This window comes from Pedobacter sp. BS3, assembly GCF_008274585.1.
GTDB lineage: Bacteria > Bacteroidota > Bacteroidia > Sphingobacteriales > Sphingobacteriaceae > Hufsiella_A.
On sequence record NZ_VTRT01000003.1, the window covers coordinates 455,917 to 472,608 of the forward strand.

The window sequence follows — 16,692 nt, forward strand, 5'->3', positions numbered from 1 at the left end:
TTATGGCAGGAACATTTTCACAAATTTATATCCAATACGTTTTTGCTGTAAAAGGCAGAGAAAATTTATTGCAAAAACCTTGGCGTGATGAAGTGTTCAAATACATTGCAGGGATTATCAAAGGCAAAAATCAAAAACCAATTATTGTTAATGGTGTCACAGACCACATTCACGTATTTGTGGGTTTAAAGCCAGCAATGAGCATCTCCGATTTAGTGAGAGACATTAAAAACAATTCTTCCAATTTCATAAACGAACAAAAATTCATCAAAGGAAAATTCTCTTGGCAAGAAGGATACGGAGCATTCTCTTATGCTCATTCGCAAATTGAAAATGTGTATCAATACATTGCCAATCAGGAAGAACATCACAGGAAGAAAACATTCAAGGAAGAATATCTTGATTTTCTTCAAAAATTTGAAATTGAATACAATGAAAAATATTTATTTGAATGGATAGATTAAACATATCACCCCTTCGGGGTTTAGTTGACTTTTGGTTTGCATTGAGCTATAATCTTTTCATCCCTTCGGGATTGCAAAACAAAATCGGTATTCTTTTGAGCAAAATCTGCAAGAAAATCAATAATTGCTCAATAAAGATGCTCAATAGAAATCAAGAAAATATGCCAGTTACATACCATTTCGGGCTTAAAACCTTATTTGATGGTTATTTGATAACCTCGAAAATCTTATGTGATGGTTATGTAACAGAACGGCACAACAACAACTGTAACTATTTGATTTTCAATAACTATTTATGTGACGGTTATGTGATAGACAAAGCTATTTTATGTGACGGTCATTTGATAAAAGAAAAATTATGAACGAAGCAGAAACAAGAGCAGAACTCATAGACCCAAAGCTAAAGGCTTGTGGTTGGGGCGTTGTAGAAGGCTCAAAAGTCCTTCGTGAATACAACATAACCGCAGGTAAAATTCAAACAGGCGGTGGCAGGGGCAAAAGAGAAATTGCCGATTATGTGTTGGTTTACAAGGGCATCAAATTGGCTGTGGTAGAAGCCAAAAGTGATGAATTGGAAGTTGGCGAAGGCGTAATGCAAGCCAAGAAGTATGCAGAGAAATTAAAATTAGAAACCACATACAGCACCAACGGAAAAGCCATTTACCAAATCTGTATGAAATCAGGTGAAGAAGGTTTGGTAGCAGATTTTCTAAGTCCTGACGAACTTTGGAATAAAACCTTTGCCGAGCAAAACGAATGGAGAGAAAAATTTGCCAATGTTCCGTTTGAAGACAAAAGCGGAAGTTGGCAATTAAGATACTATCAGGAAATAGCCGTTCAAAGAACCGTTGAAGCCATTGCACAAAGCAAAGAAAGAATTTTGCTCACCCTTGCCACAGGAACAGGAAAAACGGCAATCGCTTTTCAAATTGCGTGGAAACTGTTTCAAACCCGTTGGAACTTAAAACAAGACGGCAACCGCAGACCAAGAATTTTATTTTTAGCAGACAGAAACATCTTAGCCGACCAAGCCTACAACTCATTTTCGGCATTTCCCGAAGATGCTTTGGTGCGGATAAAACCCAATGAGATAAAGAAAAGCGGAAAAGTGCCGACCAACGGCAGCATTTTCTTTACCATTTTTCAAACCTTTATGAGTGGCACGGATGCAGAAGGAAAACCTGCACCCTACTTTGGCGAATATCCCTCAGACTATTTTGATTTTATTATCATTGACGAGTGCCACCGTGGCGGAGCCAATGACGAAAGCAATTGGAGAAGCATTTTAGAGTATTTCAGTCCGGCAGTGCAATTGGGTTTAACCGCCACACCCAAGCGAAAAGACAATGTGGACACTTACAAATACTTTGGCGAGCCAGTTTACATCTATTCGCTGAAAGAAGGCATCAATGACGGATTCTTAACGCCATTCAAAGTAAAACGCATCAAAACCACGTTGGACGATTACCGCTACACTTCTGATGACACGATTGTAGAAGGAGAAATTGAAGAAGGAAAGTTGTATGAAGAAAAAGACTTTAACCGCACCATTGAAATTGTAGAGCGTGAAGCCAAGCGGGTAAATATCTTTTTAGATGAAGCCAACCAAAATGAAAAGGCAATTATCTTTTGTGCCAATCAAGGACACGCAGCATTGATACGAGATTTGGTAAACCAAAATGCCAAAAGCAAAGACCCGTTTTATTGCGTTCGTGTTACCGCTAATGACGGTGAAGAAGGCGAAAGACTGTTGCGTGAATTTCAGGACAACGAAAAAACAATCCCAACCATTCTGACCACTTCGCAAAAACTTTCTACGGGAGTTGATGCACGGAACATTCGGAATATCGTTTTGCTTCGTCCTGTTAATTCAATGATTGAGTTTAAACAAATCGTTGGACGTGGCACACGTTTGTTTGACGGCAAAGAATTTTTTACCATTTACGACTTTGTAGATGCTTACAAACACTTTTCAGACCCTGAATGGGACGGAGAACCTTTGGAAGAAGAACCTTGCAAAAAGTGCGGACTAAATCCGTGTGAATGTGAATACGTTCCGCCAAGACCTTGCCCCGTTTGCGGAGAAAGACCTTGCGTTTGCGAAAAACAACCGCCACAACCTTGTGAGAAATGCGGACAGCGTCCTTGTGTGTGTAAGAAGAAAGTAAAAATCAAACTGAAAAACGGTAAGGAAAGAGAAATCAAACATATGGTTTCCACTTCGTTTTGGAGTGCAGACGGCAAACCCATTTCGGCAGAAGAATTTTTGAATAATCTGTTTGGCGAGTTGCCCAAACTTTTCAAAGACGAAGAAGAATTACGGAAACTTTGGAGTAATCCAATAACCCGAAAAGTATTACTTGAAAATTTAGATGCAGCAGGTTTCCCGAAAGACGATTTACTGACTTTGCAAAAGTTGGTAGATATGGAAAAAAGCGACTTGTATGATGTGTTAGAATACGTTTTCAACGGTGACTATATCGCAATGACAAGAGAAGCCAGAGCCAAAGCAGCAGAAGCGACAATATTTGCCTTGCTCAACGACAAACAAAAAGAGTTTATCACTTTCGTATTGAGCAAATACATTGAAACAGGTGTGGACGAACTCGACCAAGAAAAACTCCCAATTTTACTGACAAACAAATATCAATCATTAGAAGATGCAAAAGAATTTTTAGGAGATGTGGCAAACATCAGCAGACTGTTTATAGAATTTCAAGAACATCTTTACAAACAGAAAGCAGCGTAATGACAGGACAACTAACACATACAGCCAACGCACAGCAGTCATACACATTGGCAAGCCGCACAAGCCAGCGCACAGACCAAAGCTTGCCAAAGAGTATGCCTGCCACAACGCAAGACAAAATTCAAAATATTTTTTCCTGCCCTTCAAAAAAAATTAAAACACCCGACACACAAGCCGACACGACAAAGACAGTGAAACTCAATGCTGGCAATGGTTTACAAAGGTGGACGACAAGAACCACTGGCTATAACAAGGTATTGCCAAAATGGCGGCAGAAGTGCTTCTATGAAACAATTGTGCAAGGTTCAACATTTGTGCTACTATTGAACTTTAGTGCTAATAATCCGCCACTTCGGCAATACCCAACCCGTTAGCGGTCATTGTAAAGCGACCGTTTAAACAACAAGCCAAACAACACGACAAAAAAGAATGAAAGTAATTTGGACATTTATTAGGTGGTTTTTCGGGCTAACATTTTGCTTAGCATCAATAGGCGGTTTTGCAAGCGGAGAATTTTGGCAAGCATTATTCACGCTTGGTTTAGGACTTTTACTATTACCACCTGTAACAAAAGCCCTATCAAAGAAAACGACAGACGCTAATTCCGACACGCAGATACAACCACAAATACTTAAAACAAAAACAACTCAACACTCTAACAGTTCACAGTCATCAGACAAGTTGGTAAATATAACAAGCAAAAGTGTTGGAAATAACACAACAGAAATGACGATTGAACTAAACGAAGAAGTTTTGCTCAAAAAACTAAAAGACGGAACTCTTGGAAGCGGAAAACGAGAAATAGACATTGAGGATATTACAGGATTTTACGGCACAAAAAAATACTCACTCAATAGACAGTACTGCGTTTCGTATGCTGACGGCTATTACGATAACAACAAATGGAAAAATGGCGACATTGCTTTAGTTAAAGACAATAAGCTGTTATTCAAAAAGAAACTTCAACGACCCAACGACTGTTTTGTAAACAATGACGGAACTGTAATTGTTTGCGATTGGCTAAATTCCGGAGCATTGACAGGAAAGTTTTTTGTTTTCAGCACAACTGGCGAAGAACTTTTTTCTAAAAAGACAACTGCAAATTTGGGAAATTGTGCTATCAGCGACAATTCACAAATCGCATTATTTGAAACACACAATTCTGACACCAATGACGGAGATAAAATTTTCATCGTTGATATTCCGAATAAGCAAATCATTAGAAAGTTTGAACGCCCCGCTTCATTCAATAATGCAATCATTGACACGGAAAACAAGCGTATAAGACTAAAAGACCACAGAGGATTTGTTTTTGAAATTGATTTTGAAGGAAATCAAACAAATGCAGAAGAATATGAAAATCATATTTTGACAAAGGGTTCTGTCTATGACAGACTTTGGGTTTATGCTGAAAAGCCAGACGAAACAAAACTGAAAGACCCGAAGTATTTGGAACTACTAAACAAGGCACTCACAGACAAAGACGCTTCTTACTCATTCGGGAAAGATAAAATCTATCGAATGATTGGCGAGTATTACGAGGCAAATGCGGACATTCCAAAAACGATTGAAAATTGGGAAAAAGCAATTCAGATAAATCCCAAGATTGGTGTAAAAAGAAAATTGGATAGCTTAAAGAAACAAGAAAGGAGACCGCAAGTTGTTGAAACTAAAGTTGCAGAAATCAATATTCCTGCACCAAAAGCCGAAAAAGAAATTACAGAGCAATATATCATAGCGTATCGTGAATTTGTAAACGTAGAACTTGCCCTAACAGCACAGCACAATGGCGAAGAATACGCCAAGCGAATGGCACCGTATTACGAGGGAATGTATAAGCACATTTCACAAAACCCAAGTGAATACATTGTATTTAATGACGATTGCGATGTAACGTATTACGAAATGGAGTTTATTGAAGCAGTTGAGCCAATCAGAGAACGACTATTTGAACTTGCAAAGCAAAACAACATTCCAACCGAAATTCTTTTTATTCCGAGAGTAAAAATTAAAGAGGGATTTTGGGGCAGTATTATCAATCGCAAAGTTATTAAAATTGTTCGTCAACTTTTTGATGAAGAACAAGGAGAAGAATACGCAACACTCAGACAATTTAAAGCGTTTGACAGAAGCAGTCCAATCAACAAATGGACAACATCAAAAAACGGAAAGAATTTTTTGTATGAGTTTCAAGTTTCACAAGGCATAAGAGCGGAAACGCTAATCAGAAAACGACTTTATCTTTTTGACAAAGAATTTGTTCGTCAGCAAATGATGTGGATGAGTGAAAAAATTTGGCTACATAACGAAGTTGTTACAGCTTACAAAAAGTGGGAACAAGACAATTCTTTGTGGAACAAGATTGACCACATCAAAAGAAAAATTGAGCAAAAGGAAATTTTAGACGAAAGCCGAAAAGAAATCAAGTTTTTAAGAATGCTTGAAAACGCAGGATTAAAAGGGCGATTTATTCACGATGAAAGTATAAGTTGGCAGTTAAAATATCGTCCCGATTTTTGGTTTATAAATGAGAACTTGATTGTAGAATATGACGAAATAGCCCACAAATTAAGAACAGATGAAGATGTGCAACGAGAAAAAATAATCAAAAAACATATCCCGAATGTTCATTTTATCAGAGTACAAGAAGGATTGGAAAAAGATGGATTACAAGAAGTATTGGATTTCCTTAAAAGTTTTAGCGAATAATTTATGGGAGTGTTTACATACAACGATGTGAATTGGAAAGTTTACAGTAATGTGAACAATGGAACGGTATTGAATATTCTGAACGCCAAAGAAGAACACCGGAGCAACTTGTTTGGCTTTCTACACAACACGTTGGGCATAATGAACTACACCAACAAAAGCGGACAGATTTTTTATGAAATAAAAGAAGTTGATTTTGGTTACACAATGACCCTAAATTGGACTTCAACAAAATTAAAATCAGAAACCACAAAGTATTACCTTGACTTACTTAATAACCAAAGCAAACCTACCGACCTTACAACCGATTGGCGAAATGCAATCTTTGGTTACTTACAAAGATTAGTGAATGATTGCCGAAAAATAGATTACAACTTTGTGCAAGAAGCGAAAGAATATAAAGCGAATTTGTATTGCGAAATTACTTACGAGAAATTGTATTCTTTCCCGAAAGGCGAAGACAAACCCGATGAAAATTTTGAAGTGAAAGCACAACGTTTTTCGGTTCCACACGAACTATTGGCTGACTTAATCAACGAAAATATTGAAGAAGCACTAAAGTATTTTGGCAATGACCACCAAAAACTATTTGATATTTTAAAACCGCTTGAAAGTAAAGAGTTTTTAGCTGATTTCTTAATTGGAGCAACTTATTTTATGTATTTAGATATGCCGAACAAAGCATATTCGTATTTCCAAAGAGCCATAAAAATTGCAGAAGAAAACCGCATTCAATTACCACCCGTATTGCTTGATTTTATTGGAAGCATTGAATTCCAAACGCTAAAAAATCCCGAAGAAGCCGAACAGTCATTCATAAAAAGTATGCTTATTGGCAATGAAGAAGCGTTTTTGAAATTGGCTTATCTTTATTTACAACAAGGACAAAACGATAAAAAAGAAATTGCCTTATCGTTTGCAAAAATGGGCGAACAAATTTTGCCTTATGATGAAGATGAAAGCCATAGATTAGCGGGTTATCACATTGTAGCTTCTGTGTATTTGTGGAATGAAGAATTTGATTTGGCAGAACAAGCACACAGTTATTTTCTAAAAAATGAAACGTGGTGCGAAGAATATGCAGACATCATAAAACCGTATTTGCTTTTGGCGATTGCCTATGACAACACAAATTTTATCACAAACATCATTACCGATTACATTTTTGTTACAAAAAAATTCCCTGCGATTTTTGATGTTTGGCACTTTGACACAATCAATCCATTTGACAAGCGGTTCAAAGGCGACTTTATTGAAACATTAAAACTTTTGGAACTTGTAAAGGAAATGTACAAAATAAACAACTGACTATGACCGAAAAACAACGAACCGCTAACAAGGTATTAACAAAAGCCTTATTATAACACATTGATTTTCAATATAAAAACTTACTATTTCAAACAGTAGGTACAACATAAGTACAACCTTTGGAAATATATTTTTCAAGGATTTCAAAGCAAGGATTTTTATATAAAAAGTTCTTGCTTTTTTGTTGGGCTACAACTTCAAATTTTCCCCTGTTATAACTTTCCGATTGCAGTAATGAACTAACGATTTTTCCATTTTCGGTGCGATAGCACCGTATTGCATTGCCTTATACCACGCTGTGTATTGCCCATAAAATGAGTTAAATAGAACTTTGTAAATGCGTACGCAACGTATTTATTAACTCATAAAATTTAAAAAAATGGCAAGACAAAAAGGACTTATGAAGTATGTCGGAACGATAGGTGATGTTCGGCACTTCAAAATAAAAGGTCAACAAGGATTTTTCGCCGGAATGGTTGGCGGTCCAACCGCAGAACAGGTAAAGACCGCCCCCGAATTTGAACGTACTCGTGAGAATATGAACGAATTTGGCGGTTGTGCAAGAGCTGGTAAGTCGGTAAGAACTGCCCTATCTGCATTGATGTCAAAAATGGCAGACAGTCAAGTTACAGGACGTTTAACGTCTGTAATGAAAAAAATCAATTTAGAGGACGGAACGGAAGCAAGGGGTTACAGAAAGGTTGAGATTTCAACCCAAAGAAACTATTTGTTAGGCTTTGAGTTTGACAAAAAACTTTCTTTAAGCGGTGTGTTCAATGCTCCGTATGATGTTACCCATACCGCAGGCAGGGATAGTGCAGATTTTACGGTTGCTCCGTTCAATCCTGCGGACTTAATCTCTGCACCGTCTGGAGCAACGCATTTCAGATTGATTAACGCATTGGCGGTTGTTGCCGACTTCGTGTACAATGCCACAACAGGAACGTATGAACCTGACGACATTGTAAACAACGAATTGAGCGTGATTGAATATTCGCCTTATATCCCTTTGAATACGGCATTTGCAGGAAGTACCCTAACGGCTACGTTTCCGACTGCTCCGACATTGGGAACGAATGTAACGGTTATTCAGTGCATAGGCATTGAGTTTTTCCAAGAGGTCAACGGAAACTATTACGCTTTCAATTCTGGTAACTGTTTACGGATTGAAGATGCTTTTTAAGCACACACAACGAAAGCCCCAAGCATTGCGAGGGGCTTTTCTTTCTAACCTTTAAAATCAATCTGCAATGAGAACAAAAATTTTAAGAGTAGCCGAAGGCAAGCAAAGCACATTGAGCCACCTTTATATTGATGATGTTTTCCAATGCTATTTATTGGAAGATAAAATCAGAAGTATAAAAATCCCAAAGCAAACCGCAATCCCGACAGGAAACTACACTTTAAGGCTGAACACTTGGGGCGGAATGAATGCCGAGTATCGGCAGAAATTCCCGAAGCTCCACAAAGGTATGATTGAAATAAACGGTCTGCCGAATTTCAGTTTTGTGTATATCCATATCGGCAACACATACAGACAAACCGCAGGTTGCCCGTTGTGTGGTTTCGGCTTTGAAATGGTCAATGGGGATTTTCAAGTCCTACGCAGTAAAGATGCTTACCAAATGATTTACCCGAAGCTGTTACAGTTGGCACAAGGCAATGAAAAAGGTATCATCATCGAAAACGATTTTCAATTTTAAAAAGCCAACAAAATGGAAAATGCAATCACATTAAATGTAGTGTTTGGCTCTTTGATTAGTATGCTTTTGGCGATTGTCGCCTACTTCATCAAACAGCTTCATTCCGATTTCAAAAGAATGGAAAAGGATTTAACGGAAGTAAAAACAATGGCATTACTGATAAAAACAGAGTTCAAAAACAGTTACGATTTGCTTAATAACAAAGTCGATTATCTGGAACACCGAGTAAACAATTTAGAAAAAATCATTTTAAAACAATTCAACAATGAAAAAGGACAGTCTTAATTTGGTCGAGCGTGTAACTGCTCCCACTCCGAAATGGTTTAAAATCATTCGGAATATAGGAATTACATTGACAGCCGTAGGCGGTGCAATTTTAACCGCACCCATTGCGTTACCTGCCACCATTGTAACGGTCGGCGGTTATCTGATATTGGGCGGAACTGTGGCAACTGCCATTTCTCAAACCGCAATGCGTGATGACAATGACGAAGAAACAAAACAGAGCGAAAGTTTTAACGAACCTAAAAAAGAGTAAAAACACGTTTTTCAGTTTTGTAGAATGTTTGAAATCCTGCCCAAATGGGCGGGATTTTTTGTTGCACCTGTTTTCACTCTTTTTATAAAAAGGTGCTTTTATATTGCCTTTATGTGTGGTTAATGGTGCAAGTATCGGGCAAGCGGTGGGAACTGTAAAGGCAAAAGAGTGTAGCCCATAGGGCTACCGCTTTAAATGCCTTGCAATATAAATGCGTTTGAGTTCGGAAATTAAAAGCAACTGTTCGTGTATGTGCCGTTCTCGTTGCTCCAATGTCTTAACCCTGCGAATATCATTTTTAAATACTTTTTCTTTGCCTTTCAAATGGCTTGCCTGTTCAAAAACGAAGTTTTTAAAATCGCCTATCCGAATGTAAGGGATAACCGAACCGATTAGGAACTGATGAAATGCTTTTGTTTTCCATAAGCCGAATAATAAGCTACGGTAAACGTCCAATTCTTCCGCATTACGGCAGGAAATTGCAAAGCAATTCGGGCAAGGGCTGTCTAACGGCTTGCCACTGTTTAAGCCTTTGGATAAGGCATAAAATTCAAAATCCGATTTTTGATTTTTCGGGTTGTAAGTGATGATTTTAACGGCTTTCATATCGCACAACTTTTGAGGTTAGCTCCGTTCCTTTCGTTGCTGTGGCTGAAAACCAAAACTTTTTTACAAAGAAAAAAACAGAAAAAAAAGAAAGCCATTCATCAGGCAGTGGGGCAAAAATCCAAAAGGAAACGGAATAAGTCCCGAAGGGTGGCAAGGCAAAAAAATTAACTCTGCGAAGCACCTTATTTGCCTTGCCATTATGCCGTAGTCTTTTGGATTTTTTTTGGTGCGGTGGACTTGTGCGGAACTGCCTACCTTTGCTTTCCTTTTTATTCTTTTTTCTTTTGGAAAATGTCTATTGACTTCCTTTTATTCCTTTGAAAAATCGCCTTTGAGCGTTGGCAATGGGGCAAACACTCCGCAGTAAAAAATAAAGCATACCATAATTTGAAGCGTTGGGAAAAAGCAAGGGTATGAGGTACGAAATACGCTTGCTGTGCGGTGCTGAAATAATGTGTGCAAGGAATGGAACGGAATAAATGTAGGTAGATTTGGCTTTCGCCTACCGAAATGTAATGAAGTGAAATGACTAAACACTTTATTCAGCACATCGGCAAAACAACCAATCAATACTTTATTTTTTTACTGCACCGCTAAAATGGGTGGTGGGGTGCTGTGGCTCAATGGGTGGGTGCGGTTGGGAAAAAAAATACGGCTTCTGAAACCCGAAAAATATCAGCATTGGCATTGTGCGGTTGGGATATTTTTTCGGGGTGAAGACTATGGCATTGGATATTTTACATAATGTTATTATAGGACAGCCTGTGCGGTTGGATGCTCGCATAAGCGAGGGAAAAGGCTGTGCGAAGCGAACCTATAATGCCACATTATGTAAACATAGCTTCCACCGATTTGCATACTGGCATAAACGGAACGGTGGTGGTGGTTGGAGTGAAGTGTCTTTTTGCTTTGTTTTTTTCGCATAGGGACAGCTCTTTGCAACCGCAGGAACGAGGATTGCAATGTGCTGTGGAGCATAGGCAAAAAAACAACGCAAAAAGTATGACAGTTGCAAACGGTGGCAATGCCATAGAAGACAGACGAAGCGTTGGCTTTGTGCGGTTAGGGTCTAGCTAAAGCCGTATTTTTTTTGCGTTGGCTGGGTGGGAGGTAATAATGAGGAACCGTTTATTTGCAAAAACGTCACTTATTTTCAATTATTTATGGTAGGTAATTTAATTGCTATTTTATAGAATTTTGTAAATCCTTTTATAGTGTTTTCTTTTAGATTAGTAGGAAGATTATAACAAGCATTTTGGTCTGGATAAATGATTAGACAATCAACAATATTATTCTGTTCCTCTGGTGTTTTATACCCTAATCGAGATAGAACTTTTTTATCTCTTGCATAGCCACTTAATTGTCTGATGTCATCCGCTTCGTATTTTTCTTGTTGATATTTTCTTTTGTATTTTGTGTCAATGATAATCTTTTCGTTTTCATTGACAAGAATAAAATCAGGTTGTCCATAAGTGCCTTTGATTTGAAACTGAACCTGATTGTAATATTTATCTTTAAGCAATCCTAAAACATACAATTCAAACAATTTTGGCATATCAACCCAAAAAGGAGGAACTTTGACTGTTTTAGTTTTTTGAGCTTCGACTTCTTTCAAATTGTAACCAAATCTTTTTAGAATTAGGAGGGCTATATGTATAGCTTCTTTATATTCTTTGTAAAACGAATTGTGAGATATTTTTTTTATGCTGTTTAAGTTAATATTCTCATCAACTTCTTGAAATGCAGGATAGCAAAAGTTAATAATTGGGGTTGTGAACTTTGAATATTCAGGAAATAAGCAAAGGTATTTTTGTACAAAAGTTAATGTACGTTTCAAAATTCTGTTTTCAATGCAGTTGAAGCCAAATTCTTCATATTCACAAAACGTTTTGGTCGGTTTGTTTTTTATGATATTTTGTTTCAGTGTTTGGGACATAACTACTTTCCCTTTTATTTTGGATGTTAAATTTCGCTCAACTCTGTAATACGATTTTTTAAGTCCTTTTCTAACAATTGATTTGAGTATTTGCAGGAATTGAATAACCAATAACGGTGTTAATAAATCTTGTTTTTGTTCAATTTCAATATGTGGTTCATCAAATTTAATCTCGTATAAATCTCCAGTGAAGTTTGCAACATCTGAATGCTTTAAACAAGAATAAAGCATCCTTAAATAATCGGTTTGTTGTGTTTGGTCATTTAGTTTGGGAGAAACATAAACAGCAAGTTCATTTTTCAAAAGCCAATCTACTCCAATGTAATAATTACAATGCAGATGTTTTGCGGTTTCGTTTTGAATAATTTCAACACACTTTATGCCATCTTTCTTCTTGAATAAGACAGAAGATGCAACCAGATTTTCAATTGAAGATATATCCTCAATTGAATGTTCTGAAAAAGACTTGTTTAATAATAATTTAGACATTTAGAGCTTCTATTTTTTCAGATGCAATTTCAAAGAAAATTCCGTCTTTTAAATACTCTCTTAAAATAGGTTTTATCTCAAATTCCAATTTTGTTTTAAGCTCATTATCATCATTAGTTAAAAAATAACTATGTCCTATCATCACGTCTTTAGGTTTGAAATCAGGAGATAAAAACTCATCAGAAAACAAGATTTTTACATCATTAAATAATTGTTTCGCTTTCTCATTTGCAATCACACTTTCATCAGGAAGAATATCCACAAATGCAAATCTTCTTCTTATTGCGTAGTCGATATGTCCAACCGAACGGTCTGCCGTATTCATTGTTCCAATGATAAACAGATTTTTAGGAAGAATAATATTTCTTTCATTTTCAAACTCATACATTGATGTTACAGGTTCATTTCTGTATTCTAATGCGTAAATGAGTTCTCCCAAAACCGATGGTAGATTAGCTCTGTTTATTTCGTCAATGATTAACACATAATTTCCATTAGGATTGTCTTTGGATTTCTGTGCAAATTCGGCTAAAATCTTGTTTTCAACTTTGTATGTGACATTTCCGTTTTCAGTTGTTTCTGCAATGATGCCACGAACAAAATCTTCATAAGAATATGCAGGATGAAACTGGATAATCTGAAATTCACCTTGGGCAATTAATTCATCTGAATGATTAATATCTTCTCCTGTTTTCAAATTAAAATTATCCCAAAGCAATCTCCCAAATTCGTAAGCTGTGATTTGATTTAGAAATTTTGCTTTCTTTTCAAGATAGATTTGGTTGAGTTTTTTATTTTTCTCAAATGCGTTTAATCCCTGATAATTAACTTTGAATATTTTCAAAGCATTGTCAATCATTCTTTCGCTGTTGATAGGGAAATATTCGTTAGGATAATAGGTATTTAAAAGTTTCAACAAAAAACTGTCTCCAAAATAATTGACTGCGTTATCTATTTTTTGTTCATTTACAACTTCAGAAATTACATCAGCAACTTTTTGCATTGCTTCTTCATCGTCTTGAACATCTTTTACAAAACCGTGTTTGCTATATTCTTCAATATCCTTTTTCCAGAAAATTAGATAAGAACGAGAACTACCAGGAAAGTAATAGCCTAAGGGTTGTAATCCTCTTTCAATCCACCAGCAAAAATTATCTCTATCCCCTTTACCTGTACAGTACTTTTCTAAAGTTATTTGACTTAGCGTTCCTTTAGGAAATAGTTCCTGAAACTTAGCAAGAAGCCTTTCGTTATTTTCCCTATAAGCTTTTAGAGTTTCTTCATTTGGGTTAAACTTTTCAAGCAAATTATCTATGATACTTTCAGGATTTCCAACTTTTTTAGGCTTTATTAACTCCTCTGCAATCAGTTTTGCTTGCCTTGTTTTTCCTGTTCCGGGAGGACCTTGTAGAATAATTTGATTTTTGTATTTGAGTAGGTCTATTGTTTTATTTTGTAGATAATTCATCATTGATGTTTTGTACCAATTAGTTATGGAAATATTTGATTGAGCATCACTATTGTTTGTGTTGCATCTTGTTAGTGTGCCTCTTGGGGAAACGTAAAAATTATAATCTTTTTTATACCAATCTAAAATTTCAACTTTTCTTCTTCTTTGAAACCAATCCAAATCTCCGACTTCATCGGTGTATTCATATTCTCCGATTACTTTAGTAAGTGCTATAAATTGACTTCCTCTTTTAATTGCTACAATATCGCCAACTTTCATTTTGTTTTCAAAATCATCTTGTTGCGATATTTGTTCTTCCCAATCTCCTAATCCGATTAAGTTATATTTTTCTAAAACTTCTTTCTCCTTTGACCAATTCAAGTCATTAGGATGAAGTTGCATATGCCAATAGTTCATTTATTTGTTGTTTTTATTATTGGATTTTGAATATCCGTAATTTGCAATAATGTATAAATTTTTTTAAATTTATTAAAAAAAGGGATGAATTTATTCAGTTTTACAGCTCATTTTGATAGTGAAGAAGCTTGCCGCACTCACTTCAAGGAACAACGTGATAAAATTGGTGTGGTTTGCCAATGTGGCTCAAAGGAACATTATTGGCATAAAAGCATTTGGAGCTACGAGTGTAAGAATTGCAAGCACCGAACTTCTTTAAGAAGCGGTACAATCATGCAAAACTCTAATCTTTCGTTTCTGGTATGGTATAAAACCATGTTTCTTTTAAGTGCTACCAAAAAGGGTTTTTCGAGCAAGGAAATACAAACCCAGTTGGGCCTGAAACGCTACGAACCAGTTTGGGCGATGGTTCATAAGCTTAGAAAAGCGATGGGCAAGCGTGAGGAGCGCTATACCCTTGAGGGCATGATAGAGTTTGACGAAGGATATTTCACGATCGAATCAGCTGAGATTGAGCAGCAAAAAGGCGTTAGAGGGCGTGGAGCTGTAGGCAAACAAAATGTCGCCATCATGGCAGAATCTACTCCGCTGGAGGATGTTGAAACTGGAAAGAAATCATCACACTGCAGATATTTCAAGGCAAAAGTACTCAATACTCATACCAAGGAAGAAATCAATGAAACTGTTCAGAAAAACATAGATAACCAAAGTATTGTCTTTACCGACCAGAGTACTTCATACGTAGATATTGCTGATTTTGTTGAGTTACATATTACCGAAAAGTCTGACAAGCAAACCACAAAGGAGAGCTTAAAGTGGGTTCATATTACCATCAGCAACGCTAAGAGGAATTTATTGGGAAACTACCACAAGATCAAAAGGAAATATCTGCAGCTTTATCTCAATGAGTTCGTCTATAAACTCAATAGAAGATACTTTGAAGATAAACTCTTCGATAGGCTAGTTATTGCAAATATAACTGGATATGAGTAATTACGGATATTCAAATTGGATTACATTTAAATGCTTATCCGTTAGTTTCTTCCTTTTTCCCCTCAAAACTTTCCAACTCCTTGTTTACTTCTTCCAACAATTGCTGTTCGGTTGGTAGATATAATTCGTATTGGCTTGCAATAATTTGTTTTTGATTTTCGGGTAGTGTGAATTTTACTACTCCATCATTCTTGTTGGCACAAAGCAAAATACCAATTGTCGGGTTTTCGTGTGGCAGTTTTTCTACTCTGTCGTAATAGTTCACATACATTTGTAACTGTCCGATGTCCTGGTGTGTGAGTTTAGTGGTTTTGATTTCTATAATGACAAAGCATTGCAAAATACGGTTGTAAAATACCAAGTCCACAAAAAACTCATCGCCCTCAATGTGTATTCTTTTCTGTCTTGCTACAAAAGAAAATCCGTTACCCAACTCCAATAAGAACTCCTGTAAGTGTGTGATAATGGCACTTTCCAAGTCTTTTTCGTAGTATGATGCTTCACGTTTTAGCCCCAAAAACTCTAAATACATTGGGTCTTTGATAATTTCTTTGGCATCAGACGGTTGTTTTTCGTTTTTGGCGACTGCCAAAACGCTTTCTTTATCATTGCTTAACAAAAGACGTTCATACAAACTGCTGTAAATCTGTCTTTCCAACTGCCTTACCGTCCAATTATTTTTTACGGTTTCGGCAATATAAAACGCTCTTTTATCTTGACTATCAACACTTAAAAGTAACTTGTATTGGCTCCAACTCAATTGTGCATACAGTGTATGCACATTCTCAAATGTGCGATAAAACTGCCTGTAAAGGTTTATTTGTCTTGTAGAAAAACCACTTCCGAACTCGGGTTGCAATTGTTCTGAAAGATATTTGATAAGAAACGTTCCGTAATCTGCCCGTTCTTTTCCCTCTTGTTCTTCTTCAAAAATACGTTTGCCAATATGCCAATACATCAGTGTTCGCTGATGGTCAACGGCACGTATAGCCTTGTCTTTCGATTGGGCTATAATGGCTTTTATATCTGTTATAATGGATTGGTTTACAAGCATTATTTTAGAAATGGTATTAAAAGAGCAAATATACAAATTTAAGAAATGCTTACTTCGTTTTACACCCAATTAATAGGATAAGTAGGATAACTAAACTTACTGAAAAACAATTTTTTGTGTTTCACAGAAATATAAAAACTGATTTATCGGGATTATTGAACGCAAAACAGGAAACCGTAGGTTTCTGTTTGCACTCAATAGTTTTGTTTTGGCTTGTTTTTTATCGAAGATAAAAAATGAAAAATGTTTTTGTTCAAAAAAGGTTATCTTACT

Annotated in this window: 14 protein-coding genes; 10 read left to right on the forward strand and 4 right to left on the reverse strand. The window is 36.5% G+C overall.

Annotated elements, in window-relative coordinates:
* The first annotated feature begins 2 nt into the window (after positions 1-2).
* The 9 genes from tnpA (at position 3) to FW774_RS10730 (ending at position 9,471) form a co-directional block, all read left to right on the forward strand.
* Positions 3-464, forward strand: coding sequence for an IS200/IS605 family transposase (tnpA, locus tag FW774_RS10690; RefSeq protein WP_149348167.1), 462 nt, complete (start codon positions 3-5; stop codon positions 462-464).
* A 358-nt stretch (positions 465-822) separates the two neighbouring features.
* On the forward strand, positions 823-3,213 hold the full coding sequence (hsdR, locus tag FW774_RS10695; RefSeq protein WP_149348168.1) for an EcoAI/FtnUII family type I restriction enzme subunit R: 2,391 nt from the start codon (positions 823-825) through the stop codon (positions 3,211-3,213).
* Positions 3,213-3,587 carry a hypothetical protein gene (locus FW774_RS10700; protein WP_149348169.1) on the forward strand — a complete coding sequence of 125 codons (375 nt, stop codon included), beginning with the start codon at positions 3,213-3,215 and terminating at the stop codon, positions 3,585-3,587. The genes hsdR and FW774_RS10700 overlap by 1 nt, the downstream gene beginning before the upstream one ends.
* 55 nt (positions 3,588-3,642) lie before the next feature.
* Positions 3,643-5,922 carry a hypothetical protein gene (locus tag FW774_RS10705; protein ID WP_149348170.1) on the forward strand — a complete coding sequence of 760 codons (2,280 nt, stop codon included), beginning with the start codon at positions 3,643-3,645 and terminating at the stop codon, positions 5,920-5,922.
* Positions 5,923-5,949: 27 nt separating this feature from the next.
* Positions 5,950-7,230 carry a tetratricopeptide repeat protein gene (locus FW774_RS10710; protein ID WP_149348171.1) on the forward strand — a complete coding sequence of 427 codons (1,281 nt, stop codon included), beginning with the start codon at positions 5,950-5,952 and terminating at the stop codon, positions 7,228-7,230.
* A 379-nt stretch (positions 7,231-7,609) separates the two neighbouring features.
* Positions 7,610-8,413 carry a hypothetical protein gene (locus tag FW774_RS10715; RefSeq protein ID WP_149348172.1) on the forward strand — a complete coding sequence of 268 codons (804 nt, stop codon included), beginning with the start codon at positions 7,610-7,612 and terminating at the stop codon, positions 8,411-8,413.
* 67 nt (positions 8,414-8,480) lie between these two features.
* The gene (locus FW774_RS10720) at positions 8,481-8,933 is read left to right on the forward strand and encodes a DUF5675 family protein (RefSeq protein ID WP_149348173.1); all 453 of its coding nucleotides are present in this window, start codon (positions 8,481-8,483) and stop codon (positions 8,931-8,933) included.
* A 12-nt stretch (positions 8,934-8,945) separates the two neighbouring features.
* A complete protein-coding gene (locus tag FW774_RS10725; protein ID WP_149348174.1) occupies positions 8,946-9,218 on the forward strand; it encodes a DUF5426 family protein in 273 nt (90 codons plus the stop codon).
* Positions 9,199-9,471, forward strand: a complete 273-nt coding sequence (locus tag FW774_RS10730) for a hypothetical protein (RefSeq protein WP_149348175.1) — start codon at positions 9,199-9,201, stop codon at positions 9,469-9,471. Before FW774_RS10725 ends, FW774_RS10730 begins: the two co-directional genes overlap by 20 nt.
* Before the next feature lie 183 nt (positions 9,472-9,654).
* On the opposite strand, the gene FW774_RS10735 is transcribed toward FW774_RS10730, so the two are convergent.
* The 3 genes from FW774_RS10735 to FW774_RS10745 form a co-directional block, all read right to left on the reverse strand.
* Positions 9,655-10,077, reverse strand: coding sequence for a DUF6943 family protein (locus tag FW774_RS10735; RefSeq protein WP_149348176.1), 423 nt, complete (start codon positions 10,075-10,077; stop codon positions 9,655-9,657).
* Positions 10,078-11,233: 1,156 nt separating this feature from the next.
* Positions 11,234-12,505 carry a 5-methylcytosine restriction system specificity protein McrC gene (locus FW774_RS10740; RefSeq protein ID WP_149348177.1) on the reverse strand — a complete coding sequence of 424 codons (1,272 nt, stop codon included), beginning with the start codon at positions 12,503-12,505 and terminating at the stop codon, positions 11,234-11,236.
* Positions 12,498-14,372 carry an McrB family protein gene (locus tag FW774_RS10745; protein WP_149348178.1) on the reverse strand — a complete coding sequence of 625 codons (1,875 nt, stop codon included), beginning with the start codon at positions 14,370-14,372 and terminating at the stop codon, positions 12,498-12,500. Before FW774_RS10745 ends, FW774_RS10740 begins: the two co-directional genes overlap by 8 nt.
* Positions 14,373-14,456: 84 nt before the next feature.
* Between FW774_RS10745 and FW774_RS10750 the strand changes: the two genes are divergently transcribed.
* On the forward strand, positions 14,457-15,365 hold the full coding sequence (locus FW774_RS10750; RefSeq protein ID WP_149348179.1) for an IS1595 family transposase: 909 nt from the start codon (positions 14,457-14,459) through the stop codon (positions 15,363-15,365).
* A 34-nt stretch (positions 15,366-15,399) separates the two neighbouring features.
* On the opposite strand, the gene FW774_RS10755 is transcribed toward FW774_RS10750, so the two are convergent.
* A complete protein-coding gene (locus FW774_RS10755) occupies positions 15,400-16,419 on the reverse strand; it encodes a YhcG family protein (protein WP_149348180.1) in 1,020 nt (339 codons plus the stop codon).
* Positions 16,420-16,692: the final 273 nt, after the last annotated feature.

Excerpts from the sequence above, each read along its gene's own strand:
- tnpA (WP_149348167.1), top strand. The coding sequence starts at position 3 with ATGGCAGGAACATTTTCACAAATTTATATCCAATACGTTTTTGCTGTA.
- hsdR (WP_149348168.1), top strand. The coding sequence starts at position 823 with ATGAACGAAGCAGAAACAAGAGCAGAACTCATAGACCCAAAGCTAAAG.
- FW774_RS10700 (WP_149348169.1), top strand. The coding sequence starts at position 3,213 with ATGACAGGACAACTAACACATACAGCCAACGCACAGCAGTCATACACA.
- FW774_RS10705 (WP_149348170.1), top strand. The coding sequence starts at position 3,643 with ATGAAAGTAATTTGGACATTTATTAGGTGGTTTTTCGGGCTAACATTT.
- FW774_RS10715 (WP_149348172.1), top strand. The coding sequence starts at position 7,610 with ATGGCAAGACAAAAAGGACTTATGAAGTATGTCGGAACGATAGGTGAT.
- FW774_RS10720 (WP_149348173.1), top strand. The coding sequence starts at position 8,481 with ATGAGAACAAAAATTTTAAGAGTAGCCGAAGGCAAGCAAAGCACATTG.
- FW774_RS10725 (WP_149348174.1), top strand. The coding sequence starts at position 8,946 with ATGGAAAATGCAATCACATTAAATGTAGTGTTTGGCTCTTTGATTAGT.
- FW774_RS10730 (WP_149348175.1), top strand. The coding sequence starts at position 9,199 with ATGAAAAAGGACAGTCTTAATTTGGTCGAGCGTGTAACTGCTCCCACT.
- FW774_RS10735 (WP_149348176.1), bottom strand. The coding sequence starts at position 10,077 with ATGAAAGCCGTTAAAATCATCACTTACAACCCGAAAAATCAAAAATCG.
- FW774_RS10740 (WP_149348177.1), bottom strand. The coding sequence starts at position 12,505 with ATGTCTAAATTATTATTAAACAAGTCTTTTTCAGAACATTCAATTGAG.
- FW774_RS10745 (WP_149348178.1), bottom strand. The coding sequence starts at position 14,372 with ATGAACTATTGGCATATGCAACTTCATCCTAATGACTTGAATTGGTCA.
- FW774_RS10750 (WP_149348179.1), top strand. The coding sequence starts at position 14,457 with ATGAATTTATTCAGTTTTACAGCTCATTTTGATAGTGAAGAAGCTTGC.
- FW774_RS10755 (WP_149348180.1), bottom strand. The coding sequence starts at position 16,419 with ATGCTTGTAAACCAATCCATTATAACAGATATAAAAGCCATTATAGCC.